This is a genomic window from Streptomyces sp. NPDC056296 (assembly GCF_042268605.1).
GTDB lineage: Bacteria > Actinomycetota > Actinomycetes > Streptomycetales > Streptomycetaceae > Streptomyces.
In genome coordinates, this window is the sequence record NZ_JBHJRX010000036.1 from 17,988 (window position 1) to 31,920 (window position 13,933).

General features: G+C 73.2%; 9 protein-coding genes, 4 tRNA genes and 1 other RNA gene. 6 read left to right on the plus strand and 8 right to left on the minus strand.

Going from position 1 to position 13,933, the window contains the following annotated elements:
- Positions 1 to 74: 74 nt before the first annotated feature.
- Positions 75 to 162, minus strand: a tRNA-Ser gene (locus ACFCZF_RS25255).
- Positions 163 to 236: 74 nt separating this feature from the next.
- Between ACFCZF_RS25255 and ffs the strand changes: the two genes are divergently transcribed.
- The 6 genes from ffs to ACFCZF_RS25285 all read left to right on the plus strand — a co-directional run bounded on the left by ffs (position 237) and on the right by ACFCZF_RS25285 (position 9,531).
- Positions 237 to 331, plus strand: an RNA gene (gene ffs / locus ACFCZF_RS25260) — signal recognition particle sRNA small type.
- A 48-nt stretch (positions 332 to 379) separates the two neighbouring features.
- The gene (locus tag ACFCZF_RS25265; protein ID WP_376673594.1) at positions 380 to 2,758 is read left to right on the plus strand and encodes a DNA polymerase III subunit gamma and tau; all 2,379 of its coding nucleotides are present in this window, start codon (positions 380 to 382) and stop codon (positions 2,756 to 2,758) included.
- A 175-nt stretch (positions 2,759 to 2,933) separates the two neighbouring features.
- Positions 2,934 to 4,187 (plus strand): phosphoribosylamine--glycine ligase, encoded by a 1,254-nt coding sequence (purD, locus tag ACFCZF_RS25270; protein WP_376673595.1) that lies wholly within the window; start codon positions 2,934 to 2,936, stop codon positions 4,185 to 4,187.
- Between the two features lie 296 nt (positions 4,188 to 4,483).
- Positions 4,484 to 6,769, plus strand: coding sequence for a hypothetical protein (locus tag ACFCZF_RS25275; RefSeq protein WP_376673596.1), 2,286 nt, complete (start codon positions 4,484 to 4,486; stop codon positions 6,767 to 6,769).
- 203 nt (positions 6,770 to 6,972) lie between these two features.
- Entirely contained in the window at positions 6,973 to 8,502 is a 1,530-nt protein-coding gene (locus tag ACFCZF_RS25280; protein WP_376673597.1) for a N,N-dimethylformamidase beta subunit family domain-containing protein, read from the plus strand.
- Between the two features lie 120 nt (positions 8,503 to 8,622).
- Complete coding sequence (locus ACFCZF_RS25285; RefSeq protein ID WP_376673598.1) at positions 8,623 to 9,531, plus strand: phosphoribosylaminoimidazolesuccinocarboxamide synthase; 909 nt, start codon at positions 8,623 to 8,625, stop codon at positions 9,529 to 9,531.
- An 81-nt stretch (positions 9,532 to 9,612) separates the two neighbouring features.
- Here ACFCZF_RS25285 and ACFCZF_RS25290 read toward each other — a convergent pair.
- The 7 genes from ACFCZF_RS25290 to ACFCZF_RS25320 form a co-directional block, all read right to left on the minus strand.
- A tRNA-Gly gene (locus ACFCZF_RS25290) sits at positions 9,613 to 9,688 on the minus strand.
- 23 nt (positions 9,689 to 9,711) lie between these two features.
- A complete protein-coding gene (locus tag ACFCZF_RS25295) occupies positions 9,712 to 10,326 on the minus strand; it encodes a response regulator (protein ID WP_375918789.1) in 615 nt (204 codons plus the stop codon).
- Positions 10,323 to 11,564, minus strand: a complete 1,242-nt coding sequence (locus ACFCZF_RS25300) for a sensor histidine kinase (protein ID WP_376673599.1) — start codon at positions 11,562 to 11,564, stop codon at positions 10,323 to 10,325. Before ACFCZF_RS25300 ends, ACFCZF_RS25295 begins: the two co-directional genes overlap by 4 nt.
- A 29-nt stretch (positions 11,565 to 11,593) precedes the next feature.
- Positions 11,594 to 12,409: an ABC transporter permease gene (locus ACFCZF_RS25305; protein WP_376673600.1), complete on the minus strand. Its 816-nt coding sequence runs from the start codon at positions 12,407 to 12,409 to the stop codon at positions 11,594 to 11,596.
- Complete coding sequence (locus ACFCZF_RS25310) at positions 12,406 to 13,377, minus strand: ABC transporter ATP-binding protein (protein WP_375918798.1); 972 nt, start codon at positions 13,375 to 13,377, stop codon at positions 12,406 to 12,408. Before ACFCZF_RS25310 ends, ACFCZF_RS25305 begins: the two co-directional genes overlap by 4 nt.
- Positions 13,378 to 13,520: 143 nt before the next feature.
- A tRNA-Gly gene (locus ACFCZF_RS25315) sits at positions 13,521 to 13,593 on the minus strand.
- A gap of 80 nt (positions 13,594 to 13,673) precedes the next feature.
- A tRNA-Gly gene (locus tag ACFCZF_RS25320) sits at positions 13,674 to 13,745 on the minus strand.
- Positions 13,746 to 13,933: the final 188 nt, after the last annotated feature.

The window sequence follows — 13,933 nt, forward strand, 5'->3', positions numbered from 1 at the left end:
CATCTGAGACCACCAACGTCGAAGGGCCCCACCGCAAGCGGTGGGGCCCTTCGACTTCGTGCCCGGTGAGGCACTGGCGGAGGATACGAGATTCGAACTCGTGAGGGGTTGCCCCCAACACGCTTTCCAAGCGTGCGCCCTAGGCCTCTAGGCGAATCCTCCGCAGAGAACATTACATGACGTCGGAGAGTGCTTGCGAACTCGTTCTCGGGGCCCCACATCGGGTAACGTGTGGCCCAGCCCCTCACGCGGCGCTATCTGACTGAACTCCCCCAGGGCCGGAAGGCAGCAAGGGTAGGTCGGCTCTGGCGGGTGCGTGGGGGGCGCCTGCGTTCCCGGGGCGGACCGGTTGTCGGTGGGCGCCTATAACCTCGTATGCGTGTCGTCTCTCGCGCTCTACCGCCGTTACCGCCCGGAGTCCTTCGCCGAGGTCATCGGGCAGGGACATGTCACCGACCCGCTGCAGCAGGCGCTGCGGAACAACCGGGTCAATCACGCGTACCTGTTCAGCGGTCCGCGCGGATGCGGCAAGACCACCAGCGCCCGGATCCTGGCGCGCTGTCTGAACTGCGAGCAGGGCCCCACCCCGACGCCGTGCGGCGAGTGCCAGTCGTGCCGCGACCTGGCGCGCAACGGGCCGGGTTCCATCGACGTCATCGAGATCGACGCCGCCTCGCACGGAGGCGTGGACGACGCCCGTGACCTGCGCGAGAAGGCCTTCTTCGGGCCCGCCTACAGCCGGTACAAGATCTACATCATCGACGAGGCCCACATGGTCTCCCCGCAGGGCTTCAACGCCCTGCTGAAGGTCGTCGAGGAACCCCCGGAGCACCTGAAGTTCATCTTCGCGACCACCGAGCCCGAGAAGGTCATCGGCACCATCCGGTCGCGGACCCACCACTACCCCTTCCGCCTCGTGCCGCCCGGCACCCTGCGCGACTACCTCGGCGAGGTGTGCGGCAAGGAGGAGATCCCGGTCGAGGACGGCGTGCTGCCGCTGGTGGTGCGGGCCGGCGCGGGGTCCGTCCGGGACTCCATGTCCGTCATGGACCAACTGCTCGCGGGCGCCGGTGCCGACGGTGTGACGTACGACATGACGACCGCCCTGCTCGGCTACACGGACGGCTCGCTGCTCGACTCCGTCGTCGAGGCGTTCGTCACAGGGGACGGCTCGGCCGCCTTCGAGGTCGTGGACCGGGTGATCGAGGGCGGCAACGACCCGCGGCGCTTCGTCACCGACCTGCTGGAGCGCCTCCGTGACCTGGTGATCCTCGCCGCCGTGCCCGACGCGGCGGAGAAGGGTCTCATCGACGCCCCGGCCGACGTCGTCGAACGGATGCAGGCCCAGGCGGGCTCCTTCGGTGCCGCCGAGCTGAGCCGTGCCGCCGACATCGTCAACGAGGGGCTCACCGAGATGCGCGGCGCCCACGCGCCCCGCCTCCAGCTGGAGCTGATCTGCGCGCGCGTGCTGCTGCCCGCCGCGTACGGCGACGAGCGTTCGGTCATGGCGCGCCTGGACCGGATCGAACGCGGCGTGCAGTTCTCCGCGGGCGCGGGGGCGCCCGCCATGGGATACGTACCCGGGCCCGAGGCGCATGCCGGTGCTGCCGGTACCGGTGGTGTCGGTGCCGGTGGTGTCGTGGCCGCCGCCGCTCCGGTTCCGCCGGGCGGCGGGCCCGCCGCTGCCCGGGCGGCGGTCCGGGCGCCCGGACCCGGTGGTGCTGGCGCCCCGGCGGCCGGTCAGGGCGGTCCGCCCTCGGAGACGGCCGCCGGTGCCAGTACGGCTCCCGCTCCCGCACCCGAGGAAGGCGGCGGCCCCGCCGGGGGCGGCCGACCTCAGGCCGCTCCCGCTCCCGCACCCGACCCCGCACCTCCCGCCGCCCCCGCCGCGGCGCCTCCGTCCGCACCCGCGCCCGGGGCCTGGCCGACCGCGGCTCCCGCGGGTGGCGGGCGGCGCCCCGGAGGGTGGCCCACGGCGGCACCGGCGGGCGGCGGCCAGTCCCGGCCCGCTTCCTCGCCCGCTTCCGCCTCCGCTCCGGCTCCCGCTTCCGGTCCCGCATCGACTCCGGCCCCCGCCCCGGCACCGGCACCCGTGCCGGCCGCCGCCGCTCCCGGGCCTGCCTCTCCGCCGCCGGGCGCGGGAGTCGACCCGCGCACGATCTGGCCCAACATCCTGGAGGCGGTCAAGAACCGCCGCCGGTTCACCTGGATCCTGCTCAGCCAGAACGCCCAGGTGACCGGCTTCGACGGCACATCCCTCCAGATCGGCTTCGTCAACGCCGGCGCTCGCGACAACTTCATGAGCAGCGGCAGCGAGGACGTGCTGCGGCAGGCCCTGGCCGAGCAGTTCAACGTGCAGTGGAAGATCGAGGCGGTCGTCGACCCCTCCGGCGGCTCGGCACCTCCGCCCCCCGCCGGTCCCTCCGGCGGCTACGGCGGATCCGGTGCCGGCGGTGGTGGCGGCTACGGAGGCGGTACGCCCGCACAGCGCCCGTCGGCTCCCGCGGCCCCGGCTCCCGCGTCCGCGCCCGCGGCCCCGGCTCCCGCGTCGTCCGCGCCCGCCGCGCCGGGGCCGGCTTCCGAGCCGGGGCCCGCCCCCGCGCCCCGGCCCCCGGCACCCGAGCCGCGCCCGGTCTCCCCCGAGGACGACATCCCCGAGGACGACGACCCCGACCTCGACGAGTCGGCCCTCTCCGGCAAGGAACTGCTGGTACGGGAGCTGGGGGCGTCGGTGGTCGAGGAGATCCCGCACGAGTAGGAGGGGTGTGGGGCGGCGCGATCGCCGACGCGGTCCGGGCCCGCCCCGTACTGCCGTACTGCCGTACTGCCGTACTGCCGTACTGCCGTACTGGAGGAACCCACAAGCCTCCCGGCCCCGCCCCTTCGGAAGCCCGCACAAACCGCACCGGCCCGTTCCCATTAGGCTTCACCCCGTGAAGGTCCTTGTCATCGGCGGCGGCGCCCGCGAACACGCCCTGTGCCGTTCCCTGTCCCTCGACCCCGACGTCACCGCGCTGCACTGCGCACCCGGCAACGCCGGTATCGCCGAGGTCGCCGAACTGCACCAGGTCGACGCCCTCGACGGCGCGGCCGTCACCGCGCTGGCCACCCGGCTCGGCGCCCAGCTGGTCGTGGTCGGACCGGAGGCGCCGCTCGTCGCCGGGGTCGCCGACGCCGTACGCGAGGCGGGCATCCCGGTCTTCGGCCCGTCCGGGCAGGCCGCGCAGCTGGAGGGCTCCAAGGCGTTCGCCAAGGACGTCATGGCCGGCGCCGGCGTCCCCACGGCCCGCTCGTACGTCTGCGTGAACCCGGCCGAGGTAGACGCGGCCCTCGACGCCTTCGGCGCGCCCTACGTCGTCAAGGACGACGGACTGGCCGCGGGCAAGGGCGTCGTCGTCACCGACGACATCGAGGCGGCCCGCGCGCACGCGAACGCGTGTGACCGCGTCGTCATCGAGGAGTTCCTGGACGGCCCGGAGGTCTCCCTCTTCGCCGTCACCGACGGCGAGAACGTACGCCCGCTCCAGCCCGCCCAGGACTTCAAGCGCGCGCTCGACGGCGACGAGGGCCCGAACACCGGCGGCATGGGCGCGTACTCGCCACTGCCCTGGGCCGACCCCAAGCTGGTCGACGAGGTCGTGCAGAGCGTGCTGCAGCCGACCGTCGACGAGATGCGCCGCCGCGGCACCCCGTTCTCCGGACTGCTGTACGCCGGTCTCGCGATCACTTCGCGCGGGGTCCGCGTGATCGAGTTCAACGCCCGCTTCGGCGACCCCGAGACCCAGGTCGTGCTGGCCCGCCTCAAGACCCCGCTCGCCGGTCTGCTGATGGCCGCCGCCACCGGCAACCTCGCCGACCTGGAGCCGCTGCGCTGGAGCGACGACGCGGCCGTCACCGTGGTCGTCGCCTCCCACAACTACCCCGGCACCCCGCGCACCGGCGACCCGATCACCGGCCTCGACGAGGTGGCCGCCGAGGACGCTCCGCACGCCTACGTCCTGCACGCCGGCACCCGGAGCGAGGGCGACGCCGTCGTCAGCGCCGGCGGTCGCGTCCTGTCCGTCACGGCCACCGGCACGGACCTCACCGAGGCCCGCGACCGCGCCTACCGGGCCGTCGCCCGCATCGGCCTCGACGGCTCCCAGCACCGCACCGACATCGCGGCGAAGGCGGCCGCGGGCGCCTGACCGGCCCTGCGGAACACGCCCGCGCACCGAACCCGACAGGCCCCGGCTCCGTCTCAGGAGCCGGGGCCTGATCCTTGCTGTCCGTCATCCACCTTTCCCCAAAGCCATTCCATCGAGTGACCGATGCGCCATACGGCTGACGGGCACGGAGGCCCCAACTATGGTGCCGCGCAGGCATTCCGGCACTTGGCCCACCGGCATTGCGATGTCAGTGGTGGGTGCCACAGTGGGGGAGTGAGCAAGAGCCGGAGAGCAGTAGGAAAGCCCAGGGCAGCAAGGAGGGGGTGAGGCCGGCCGTGACCGGTATCGGTGATGTGGAGATGGGCGCGCAGGCAGCGCGCTCCCGTGCGCTGGCCGTGCTGCGCGTTCGCAGCAGGGCGCTGGCCGTCGCCCTGTTGCCCGCTGCGGCCGCCGTGATCCTGCTCGTGGGCGGCTCCACCGGGCACCTCGCGGGCGGGGGCTGGGACACAGCCCGCTGGGTGGTGTCGGCGCTCGCGCTCCTCGTCCTGGTGGCCGCCGGCGGAGTCGCCCTCGTCGTCGCCCGTTCCCGGCCCGCCGTGACCCCGACGGTCACGATCGCCGAGGAGTCGGCGCCGGACCTCTACCGGATGGTGCGCGACCTGGCCGACCGGCTCGACGTCCCCGCCCCCTCCGCGATAGCGCTCACGCCGGACTGCGACAGCTGGCTGGAGGACCGCACCCACCCGGCCCACGGCCCGCCGCCCGTGGAGGAGCACGCCGACGTGGCCGGCATCGGCGGACCCGCCCGCCGCCGGACCCCCGCCGCGCCCGTCCTCATCATCGGCTCGCCCTTCCTGTGGTGGATGCGCGTGGGCGAACTGCGCGCCGTCCTCGCCCCGGTCGTCGCCGGTGCGGGCCCCTCGGCGCACCCCGACATAGCCGCGGCCCGCCGCTTCATACGGGGCCTGGACGCCGCGGTGGCGGTGGCCTCGTCGGGCAGGCGCGGCCCGCTGTCCCGGGCGGTGTACGCGGGCCTCGGCTGGGTGTCCCGGCTCCTGCTGCGCAGCTGCCGCGTCCATGCGGCACAGATGGAGCGCGGGGTCGCGACCGCGGCCGCCGAGCGTGCACAGGCTGTGGACTACGGGCTGCGGATCGTCGCGCAGGAGCAGGTCGGGCTCGCCTACGCGGGCTGGGACCGGCTGCTGACCCGGGTGGCGCTGCCCGCCTGGCGGATGGGCCGCTGGCCCTCCCGGCTGGACGTGGGCGTGGTCGCCGCGCTCACGGAGCTGTCCCGCCGCGACCGCCTGGCCGAGGGTTTCGCCTCCCGCCTGGGCGAGCGTCCCGCCTGCGACCTGTTGGAGGAGCCCGGGGTGATGGACGAGGCGGTCTCCCTCCTCGCCGCGCGCCTCTTCCACGGCGGGCCGGCCGAGACCGGCCCGGACTGGGCGCCGGTGGCCTGGGACGAGTATCCCGAGGAGGTCGTCGACCGGACCTGGCGCACGGACGCGGCCCGCCTCCACCGCGTCCTGGACACCCTGGGCGTCCGCCGCACCGCGGACGGCGCGACACCGGGCACGGACGGCCCGACCCTGGCCCGCGTCCTGGACCACCTCACGACAACCCCCGCCCCGACCACCGACGGCCCCTCCACTCCACGGAACACGACAGCCGACGCCGGCACCGGCACCGGCATCAGCACCGGCACCGGCATCAGCACCGGCACCGGCACCGGCACCGGAACGGTGGCCGATCCCGGCAGCGACGCCGAGACCGAGCCCGTCGCCGACGCCGAGCCCGGCACCGACGCCGAGACCGAGCCCGGCACCGGCATCGGACCGGCAACCGAGCCCGTCGCCGACGCCAAGCCCGTCGCCGACGCCGAGCCCGTCGCCGACGCCGAGCCCGTCGCCGACGCCGAGACCGAGCCCGGCACCGGCATCGGACCGGCAACCGAGCCCGGCACCGTCGCCGAGCCCGAGCCCGGCACCGAGGCCGCCGCATACCCGCAGTACAGCGCGCACGACACCCGCGACGCGCACACCGCCCACGACGCGCACACCGCCCACACCGACCACCTCGGCGCCTACGGCGACGCGGACACCCCCGGCGGCGACCACCCGGACCACCGTGCCGCCTCCGCCTCCGCCTCCGCGTCCGCGTCCGCCGACGACAACGACGACGATGACGACCTGGTCGGCACCACGGCCCGCGGTGCTGCCCTGGCCGCCGGGCTCAGTGCCCAGTTGGCCCGCGAGGAGGCGGAGGCACGGCCTGCCGGGGCCCAGCCCCCCGCTCAGGGAGCCGCGGCGCCGGTCGGCCCCGACGCCGCCCTCTGGGACGACCGCGCGTTGCCCCTCTTCCCCCTGCAGCCCCCGCGCACCGGCCGCGAGATCCTCACCGCCCACATCACTGCGATGGTGTGCTGCGCGGCGATGGACACCGCCGGTGCGACCCCCGGCCTCGACTGGCTCGACGGGCCGTCCCTCCTGGTCGACGGCGCCCGCGCCGTTGAGCTGGCCCCGCACGTCCGCAGCCTCGTCGAGACGGGCGACCCGGGCCCCCTGCGCGACTGGATGACCGAGCTCGGCATACGCCCGGAGAAGCCGGTGCGCCTGGTCTGACCCGCCCCACCAACTGCCGTGCGGCTGCCGTGCGGCTGCCGTGACGGAACGCCGAATCGGACCCACCGATTCCACTTTGGGCCACTTCGCAACGAACAGTGACAGCACGCGCGCGAAATGTGATGTGCTGGGACCGATCGCGCACATGGCAAAGGCGTTCGTCATACGCACGACCACGGGGGCACGAGGGAGGGGACTGTCCCATGGGGCCCGAGCAGATCCGCCGCTGGGAGTCGGGAGCACTCGCGCATGCCGTGACGGATCCCTTCGGACTGGGGCCCGTCCCCTGGTTACGCGGCGGCGAGACGTACTTCGGCGACACCGGCCAGGTCGTCGCCTGGTACGCGGACCAGGACGCAGCACCGGACCCGGACGGCAGGACCGGCAGGACCGGCAGGACCGGCAGGACCGGCACGAAGACCCCGGGGCGGCGCACCGACGGCGGCGGTCCGCGCGCCGCCGATGACGTCCGCCGCCAGATCAAGGGCTTCACCGCCACCGGAGCCGCCGCCCCCGGCGAGGCCATCGACTTCCACATCACCGTCGACCCGCCCCAGGAATTCAGCGTCGACGTCTACCGGATCGGCCACTACGGCGGTGACGGCGCCGCCAAGATCACCACCAGCCCCCGCCTGTCCGGCATCGTCCAGCCCCCGCCGCTCACCGCCGACCGCACGGTCTCCTGCCACCACTGGTGGCTGTCCTGGCGGCTCCAGATCCCCTCGTACTGGAACATCGGCGCGTACGTGGCCGTCCTCACCACCGCCGACGGCTACCGCTCCCACGTGCCCTTCACGGTCCGCGACAGCCACCCGGCCGACCTGCTCCTCCTGCTGCCGGACATCACCTGGCAGGCGTACAACCTCTACCCGGAGGACGGCCGTACCGGCGCCAGCCTCTACCACGCCTGGGACGACGACGGCCGGCTGCTGGGCGAGGCGGACGCCGCGACGACCGTCTCCTTCGACCGCCCGTACGCGGGCGCCGGCCTCCCCCTCCACGTCGGCCACGCCTACGACTTCATCCGCTTCGCCGAGCGCTACGGCTACGACCTCGCCTACGCCGACGCCCGCGACCTGCACTCCGGCCGCGTCGACCCCACCCGCTACCGGGGCCTGGTCTTCCCCGGCCACGACGAGTACTGGTCCGCCCCCATGCGCCGCACCACGGAGCTGGCCCGCGAGCACGGCACGTCCCTGGTCTTCCTCTCCGCCAACACCATGTACTGGCAGGTGGAGCTGGCCCCCTCCCCGTCCGGCGCCCCCGACCGCCTGCTGACCTGCCGCAAGCGCCGGGGCCCGGGCCGACCGGTGCTGTGGCGGGAGGTCGACCGCGCCGAGCAGCAACTCCTCGGCATCCAGTACGCCGGCCGCGTCCCCGAACCGCACCCGATGATCGTCCGCAACGCCGGTCACTGGCTCTGGGAGGCCACCGGAGCGCACGAGGGCGACGAGATCGAGGACCTGGTCGCCGGCGAGGCCGACCGCTACTTCCCGCGCACCCCGCTCCCCGAGCACGACGAGCGGGTCCTGCTCGCGCACAGCCCGTACACCGACGTCGAGAACGCCCGGCGCCACCAGGAGACGTCGCTGTACCGGGCGCCTTCGGGCGCCTGGGTCTTCGCGTCCGGGACGTTCGCCTGGTCACCGGCGCTGGACCGCCCGGGCCACGTCGACCCACGCGTCCAGCGCGCCACCGCCAACCTCCTGGACCGCATCTGCAAACGGGACTGACCCGCACCCCGGCCCGCCCCCGGCACGCATCCCCACTCCACCCCCTGGCCGACCCGCCGTCCCCGATCACCCACCCGTACGGGACAATCGGAGCATTGGACAGAACCACGGGGAGGAACCGTGTCCGGATTCGTTGAAAAGCCCGAGCCGATCCAGGTTCCGGGTCTGGTGCATCTGCACACCGGCAAGGTGCGCGAGCTGTACCGGAACGAGGCGGGCGACCTCGTGATGGTCGCCAGTGACCGCATCTCCGCCTACGACTGGGTGCTGCCGACCGAGATCCCCGACAAGGGCCGGGTCCTCACCCAGCTCTCCCTGTGGTGGTTCGACCAGCTCGCCGACCTGGTCCCGAACCACGTCCTGAGCACCGAACTGCCTCTCGGCGCCCCCGCCGACTGGGAGGGCCGGGCGCTGGTCTGCAAGTCCCTGCGGATGGTCCCCGTGGAGTGCGTGGCCCGCGGCTACCTCACCGGCTCGGGGCTGGCCGAGTACCAGGAGACCCGCACCGTCTGCGGCCTGGCCCTCCCCGAGGGCCTCGTCGACGGCTCGGAGCTGCCCGCCCCGATCTTCACCCCGGCCACCAAGGCCGAGGTCGGCGAGCACGACGAGAACGTCTCCTACGAGGAGGTCGCCCGCCAGGTCGGCGCGGACACCGCGGCCGCCCTGCGCCAGGCCACCCTCGCCGTCTACTCCCGCGCCCGGGACATCGCCCGCGACCGCGGCGTCATCCTGGCGGACACGAAGTTCGAGTTCGGCTTCGCGGGCGAGAGCGGTGACGACCTCGTCCTCGGCGACGAGGTCCTCACCCCGGACTCCTCCCGCTTCTGGCCGGCCGACCAGTGGCAGCCGGGCCGCGCGCAGCCGTCGTACGACAAGCAGTTCGTCCGGGACTGGCTGACCTCGGCGGAGTCCGGCTGGGACCGGAAGAGCGAGCAGCCCCCGCCGCCGCTGCCGCAGCAGGTCGTGGACGCGACCCGGGCCAAGTACGTGGAGGCGTACGAGCGCCTGACCGGCCTGACCTGGTCGTAGCCGCCGTAGCCGCCGTAGCCGCCGTAGCCGCGGCACCGCGGACACGAGAAAGCCCCCGGCCGGAACCGGGGGCTTCTCACATGGAGCGAACGACGAGGTTCGAACTCGCGACCTCAACCTTGGCAAGGTTGCGCTCTACCAACTGAGCTACGTTCGCACTGCGCCGTGGCGCGACAGCCACTATACCCAACCCCGCTCCCGCGCGAGCCGCACCGCCGCGTGCCGGTTCTCGGCACCGAGCTTGCTCACGGCCGACGACAGATAGTTCCGTACGGTCCCCTCCGCGAGCGCGGCGCGCTCGGCGATCTCCGCGACGGGGGCCCCGTCGGCGGCGTGCTCCAGCACCTCGGCCTCGCGCGCGGTCAGCGGCGAGTCCCCGGCGGAGATCGCGTCGGCGGCCAACTCCGGGTCGACGTAGCGGTTTCCGGCGTGCACCGCGCGGATCAGCTCGGCGAGCCGCTGGGCGCTGACCGTCTTGGGGACGAACCCGCGCACCCCCGCCGCGAGCGCCCGCTTCAGATGCCCGGGGCGTCCGTGACTGGTCACGATCAGCACCCTGCAGGCGGGCAGCTCGGACCGCAGGGATGTGGCGACCTTCACACCGTCCGCGCCGGGCATCTGGAGATCCAGTACGGCGACGTCCGGCACGTGCGCCCGCGCCATCGCCAGCGCCTCCGGACCGGTGGCCGCCTCGGCGACCACGACGAGGTCGTCCTCCAGGGACAGCAGGGCCGCCAGCGCCCCGCGGATGAGGTGCTCGTCGTCGGCGAGCAGCACCCGTACGGGGGTCGTCACGACGCGACCTCCAGCACGGCCGGGAAGTCCGGCGGCAGCGGCACCCGGGCCGTGAGCCGGAACACGCCCTTGCCGGCCCGGCCGGCGTCCAGCGTGCCGTCCACGGCGGACAGCCGCTCCCGCAGCCCCGCGAGCCCGGACCCGCCCGAGGGCGCTGCCTCGGCCGCCTCCGCCACCCCGTCGTTCTCCACCGTCAGCACTACTCGCCCCTCCGAAATCCGTACCGTCACGGCGCACTTCTCCGCGTTGCCGTGCCGCAGCACGTTCGTCGTCGCCTCCCGCACCACCCAGCCGAGCGCCGACTGCACCTCGGCGGGCAGTCCGGTCGTCTCGCCGGTGACCTCCGCGACGATGCCGGCCGCCGAGAGCACACCCCGGGCGCCGGCCAGCTCGACCTCCAGGGCGACCTCCCGGTAGCCGCGTACGACGTCCCGGACCTCCCGCTGCGACTCCTGAGCGATGCGCTGCACCTCGATCATCTGCTCCACCGCCTCGGGCCGGCCGCGCCGGGACAGCTGGACGGCGAGTTCGCTCTTGAGCGCGATCACCGCCAGGTTCCGGCCCATCACGTCGTGCAGGTCCCGGCCGAACCGCAGCCGCTCCTCGGCGACGGCGAGCCGGGTGCGGGTCTCCTTGGCGTCGTCGAGCGCGTAGACCGCGTTGAGGAGCCAGACGGAGAACACCGCCGTGAAGGCGAGGAACGCCCCGCCCGCAAGCGTGACGCAGGCGATGACCAGCGCGGCGAGCCACAGCATGCCCATGGAGAGCGACACGATCCCCGCGCCTGCCGCGAAGCCGCAGACCAGGGCGACGACGCTCCGCCGGTCGTGGTGCGCACCGAGTGCCATGACGCCGACGCCGAAGGCCTGTACGCCCACGAAGACACCGAGCGCCGCGGCGTCGACGCTCCCGCCCTCGGGGCCGTGCTCCACGAGGGCGACCGCGACGACCGCGAGGACCGCGGTGACGACGCCGAGCCCCCACAGCTGCCGTACGGGCTGCGCACGGCGCCCGAGGGTCCAGTCCAGCGCCCGTGAGGTGGTCGACATGGACACCACGGCATGCGTGACGACCATCAGGGACAGCCCGGTCGCGAGCCGCGGTCCGACCTGGCCGTAGGTCGACAGGCCGATGCCGGCGATCTCGCTCATCCCGAAGAAGTGGAACGACCACCGCGTGTACGTCTCCACCTTCTCCGGCGTGCTCTTCCGCCGCCACCATCCGCCTGGCCTGCGCATCTGTCCGCCGCTCCCACTCGCCCGGTACGTCAGTGCCGCGGTTCCCAGCGGAACCACCGTCGTACAGCAAACACCGCGACCACGGTCCAGGCCACCGCCGTCGCCACGGCGCCCAGCGCCTCGTAGGCCGACAGGTCACCGGTCCAGCCGCCGCGTACGAGCGTGATGACGGGCGTCAGCGGCAGCAGTTCGCAGAGGGAGGCCAGCCGGTCGGGGAGCACCTCGAGCGGGACGAACATGCCGGAGCCGAGCATCGAGACGAACATGAACGGCAGCGGTGTGACCTGCGCGCTCTCACCGGTCCTGGTGAAGCTCGCGGTGACGGCCGCGAGCGCGGCGCACATCACCAGGCCGAGCAGCAGGCCGAGTACGGCGAGATGGGGCGCGGACGGCGCGGACAGGTCCAGCAGCACGAAGCAGCCCGCCGCCAGGAGCAGGCTCTGCACGAGGCCGCTGAGGACGGCCGGCATCGCGGACCCGCTCAGGATCTCGACGTCCCGCAGCTCGCCGGTGCGCAGTCGCTTGAGGACGAGCTCCTCGCGTCGTACGACGAAGACGCCGACGAGGGCCGAGTAGACGGCGAACAGCAGGGAGAAGCCGATCGCGGCGGGCAGGACGAGCGTGCCGGTGGTCAGTCCGGCCTCGGCGAGGTCCATCTCCTTGGACGCCTGCTGCACGCTGAACGGCAGCACGAGCGGTACGAACAGCGCGGCGAAGAGCGTGCCCTTGTTCCGTCCGAGCAGGGTCATCTCGGCGCGGGCGAGGGCGGTCATCCGCTTCACCGGCGTGGTGACCGTGGCGTTCGTGGCGCGCGTCGCGGGGCGCTTCGTGGTCGTGGTGCTCATGCCGCGTACTCCTTCGTCGTCGTCCCCTCGGCCGTCCTCGCGGACGCCTCCTTCGCGATCCCGAGGAACGCCTCCTCCAGGGACGCCGACCGCACGTCCAGGCGGCGCAGTTCCACTCCGGCCTGTCCGGCCCAGACCAGCAGTCCGGTGGCGGCGCGCTGGAGTTCGTGGGTGCGCAGCCTGACCATCCGGCCGTCGACCTCGTGTCCGCCGACGCCCAGCTCGCCGAGCGGCGGCAGGTCGCCGACGAAGTAGCCGTCGGGCAGTTCGAAGGTGATCCGGGACGGCTGCGCGGCGGTCACCTCGGCCGGGGTGCCGGTGGCGGCGATCCGGCCCTCGTGCATGATCGCGAGCCGGTCGGCGAGGTTCTCGGCCTCTTCCAAGTAGTGCGTGGTCAGCAGCACCGTCGTACCGCCGTCGCGCAGCGCGCTCACCAACTCCCAGGTGTCCCGGCGGCCTTCGGCGTCCAGTCCGGTGCTGGGTTCGTCGAGGAAGAGCACCTCGGGGTCGCCGAGCAGTGCGAGCGCCAGGTCCAGTCGGCGCCGCTGGCCCCCGGACAGCTGCTTCACGCGGGTGTCGGCCTTGGTCTCCAGTCCGACCAGCGCCAGCACCTCCGCCGGCGGGCGGGCCCCGCTCACACACCCTGCCCACATCCGCGCGGTCTCCGCGACGGTCAGCTCGGACGGGAAGCCGCCCTCCTGGAGCATCACCCCGGTGCGGGGGCGTACGGCGGCCCGCTCGGTGTACGGGTCGTGTCCGAGGACGCGCACCCGGCCGCCGGCCGGAGCGGCGAGGCCCTCCAGCAGTTCGACCGTCGACGTCTTGCCGGCGCCGTTGGTCCCGAGGAGGGCGAAGACCTCTCCGCGGCGCACGGAGAAGTCGATTCCGCGCACGGCCTCGAACCCGCCCCCGTACACACGCCGCAGGTCGGTGACCTCAATCACGTGTTCGTGTCCGTTTGATTGCATGCCTCAAGCATTACGGCCTTCCGGGCCGGGGGACAGTGCGAGCCGTCATCACCGGGCATGACAAATGTCAGAGGGGGCGGCCGGCCATCGCGCCGGGGGCACGAAAAGACCCCGGTCCATGAAGGACCGGGGTCTGATTCCCGAGCGGACGACGAGGTTCGAACTCGCGACCTCAACCTTGGCAAGGTTGCGCTCTACCAGCTGAGCTACGTCCGCATTGCCTCCGACCGGCCTTCACCGATCGGTGCGAGCACCAGCCTACCTGATCGACATGAGTGATCGGTACGGCGATGCAGAGCGGGTGACAGGAATTGCACACTGCGCCTTCCCCCTGGAAGGGGGTTGTTCTACTACTAAACTACACCCGCACGTTTCGCAGGTCTTGCGGCCTGCGGCGTGCTCCAGACTCTAGCCCATCAACTCGGCTCTCGTCCAAGTCGCATGGGGTGGGGTGGGGGGGCGGGGAAACACACCCCCCCGGGGGGTTTTTCCTCCCAACACCCAAACAAAGACAAGAATTTTTTTTCTTCTTGCCCCCCACAAGGCCTCTCTCCCC

What these genes read in the sequence shown, in the direction of transcription:
- ACFCZF_RS25300 (WP_376673599.1), bottom strand. Translation starts at nt 11,564, where the DNA reads ATGCGCAGGCCAGGCGGATGGTGGCGGCGGAAGAGCACGCCGGAGAAG.
- ACFCZF_RS25310 (WP_375918798.1), bottom strand. Translation starts at nt 13,377, where the DNA reads ATGCAATCAAACGGACACGAACACGTGATTGAGGTCACCGACCTGCGG.
- ACFCZF_RS25305 (WP_376673600.1), bottom strand. Translation starts at nt 12,409, where the DNA reads ATGAGCACCACGACCACGAAGCGCCCCGCGACGCGCGCCACGAACGCC.
- ACFCZF_RS25280 (WP_376673597.1), top strand. Translation starts at nt 6,973, where the DNA reads ATGGGGCCCGAGCAGATCCGCCGCTGGGAGTCGGGAGCACTCGCGCAT.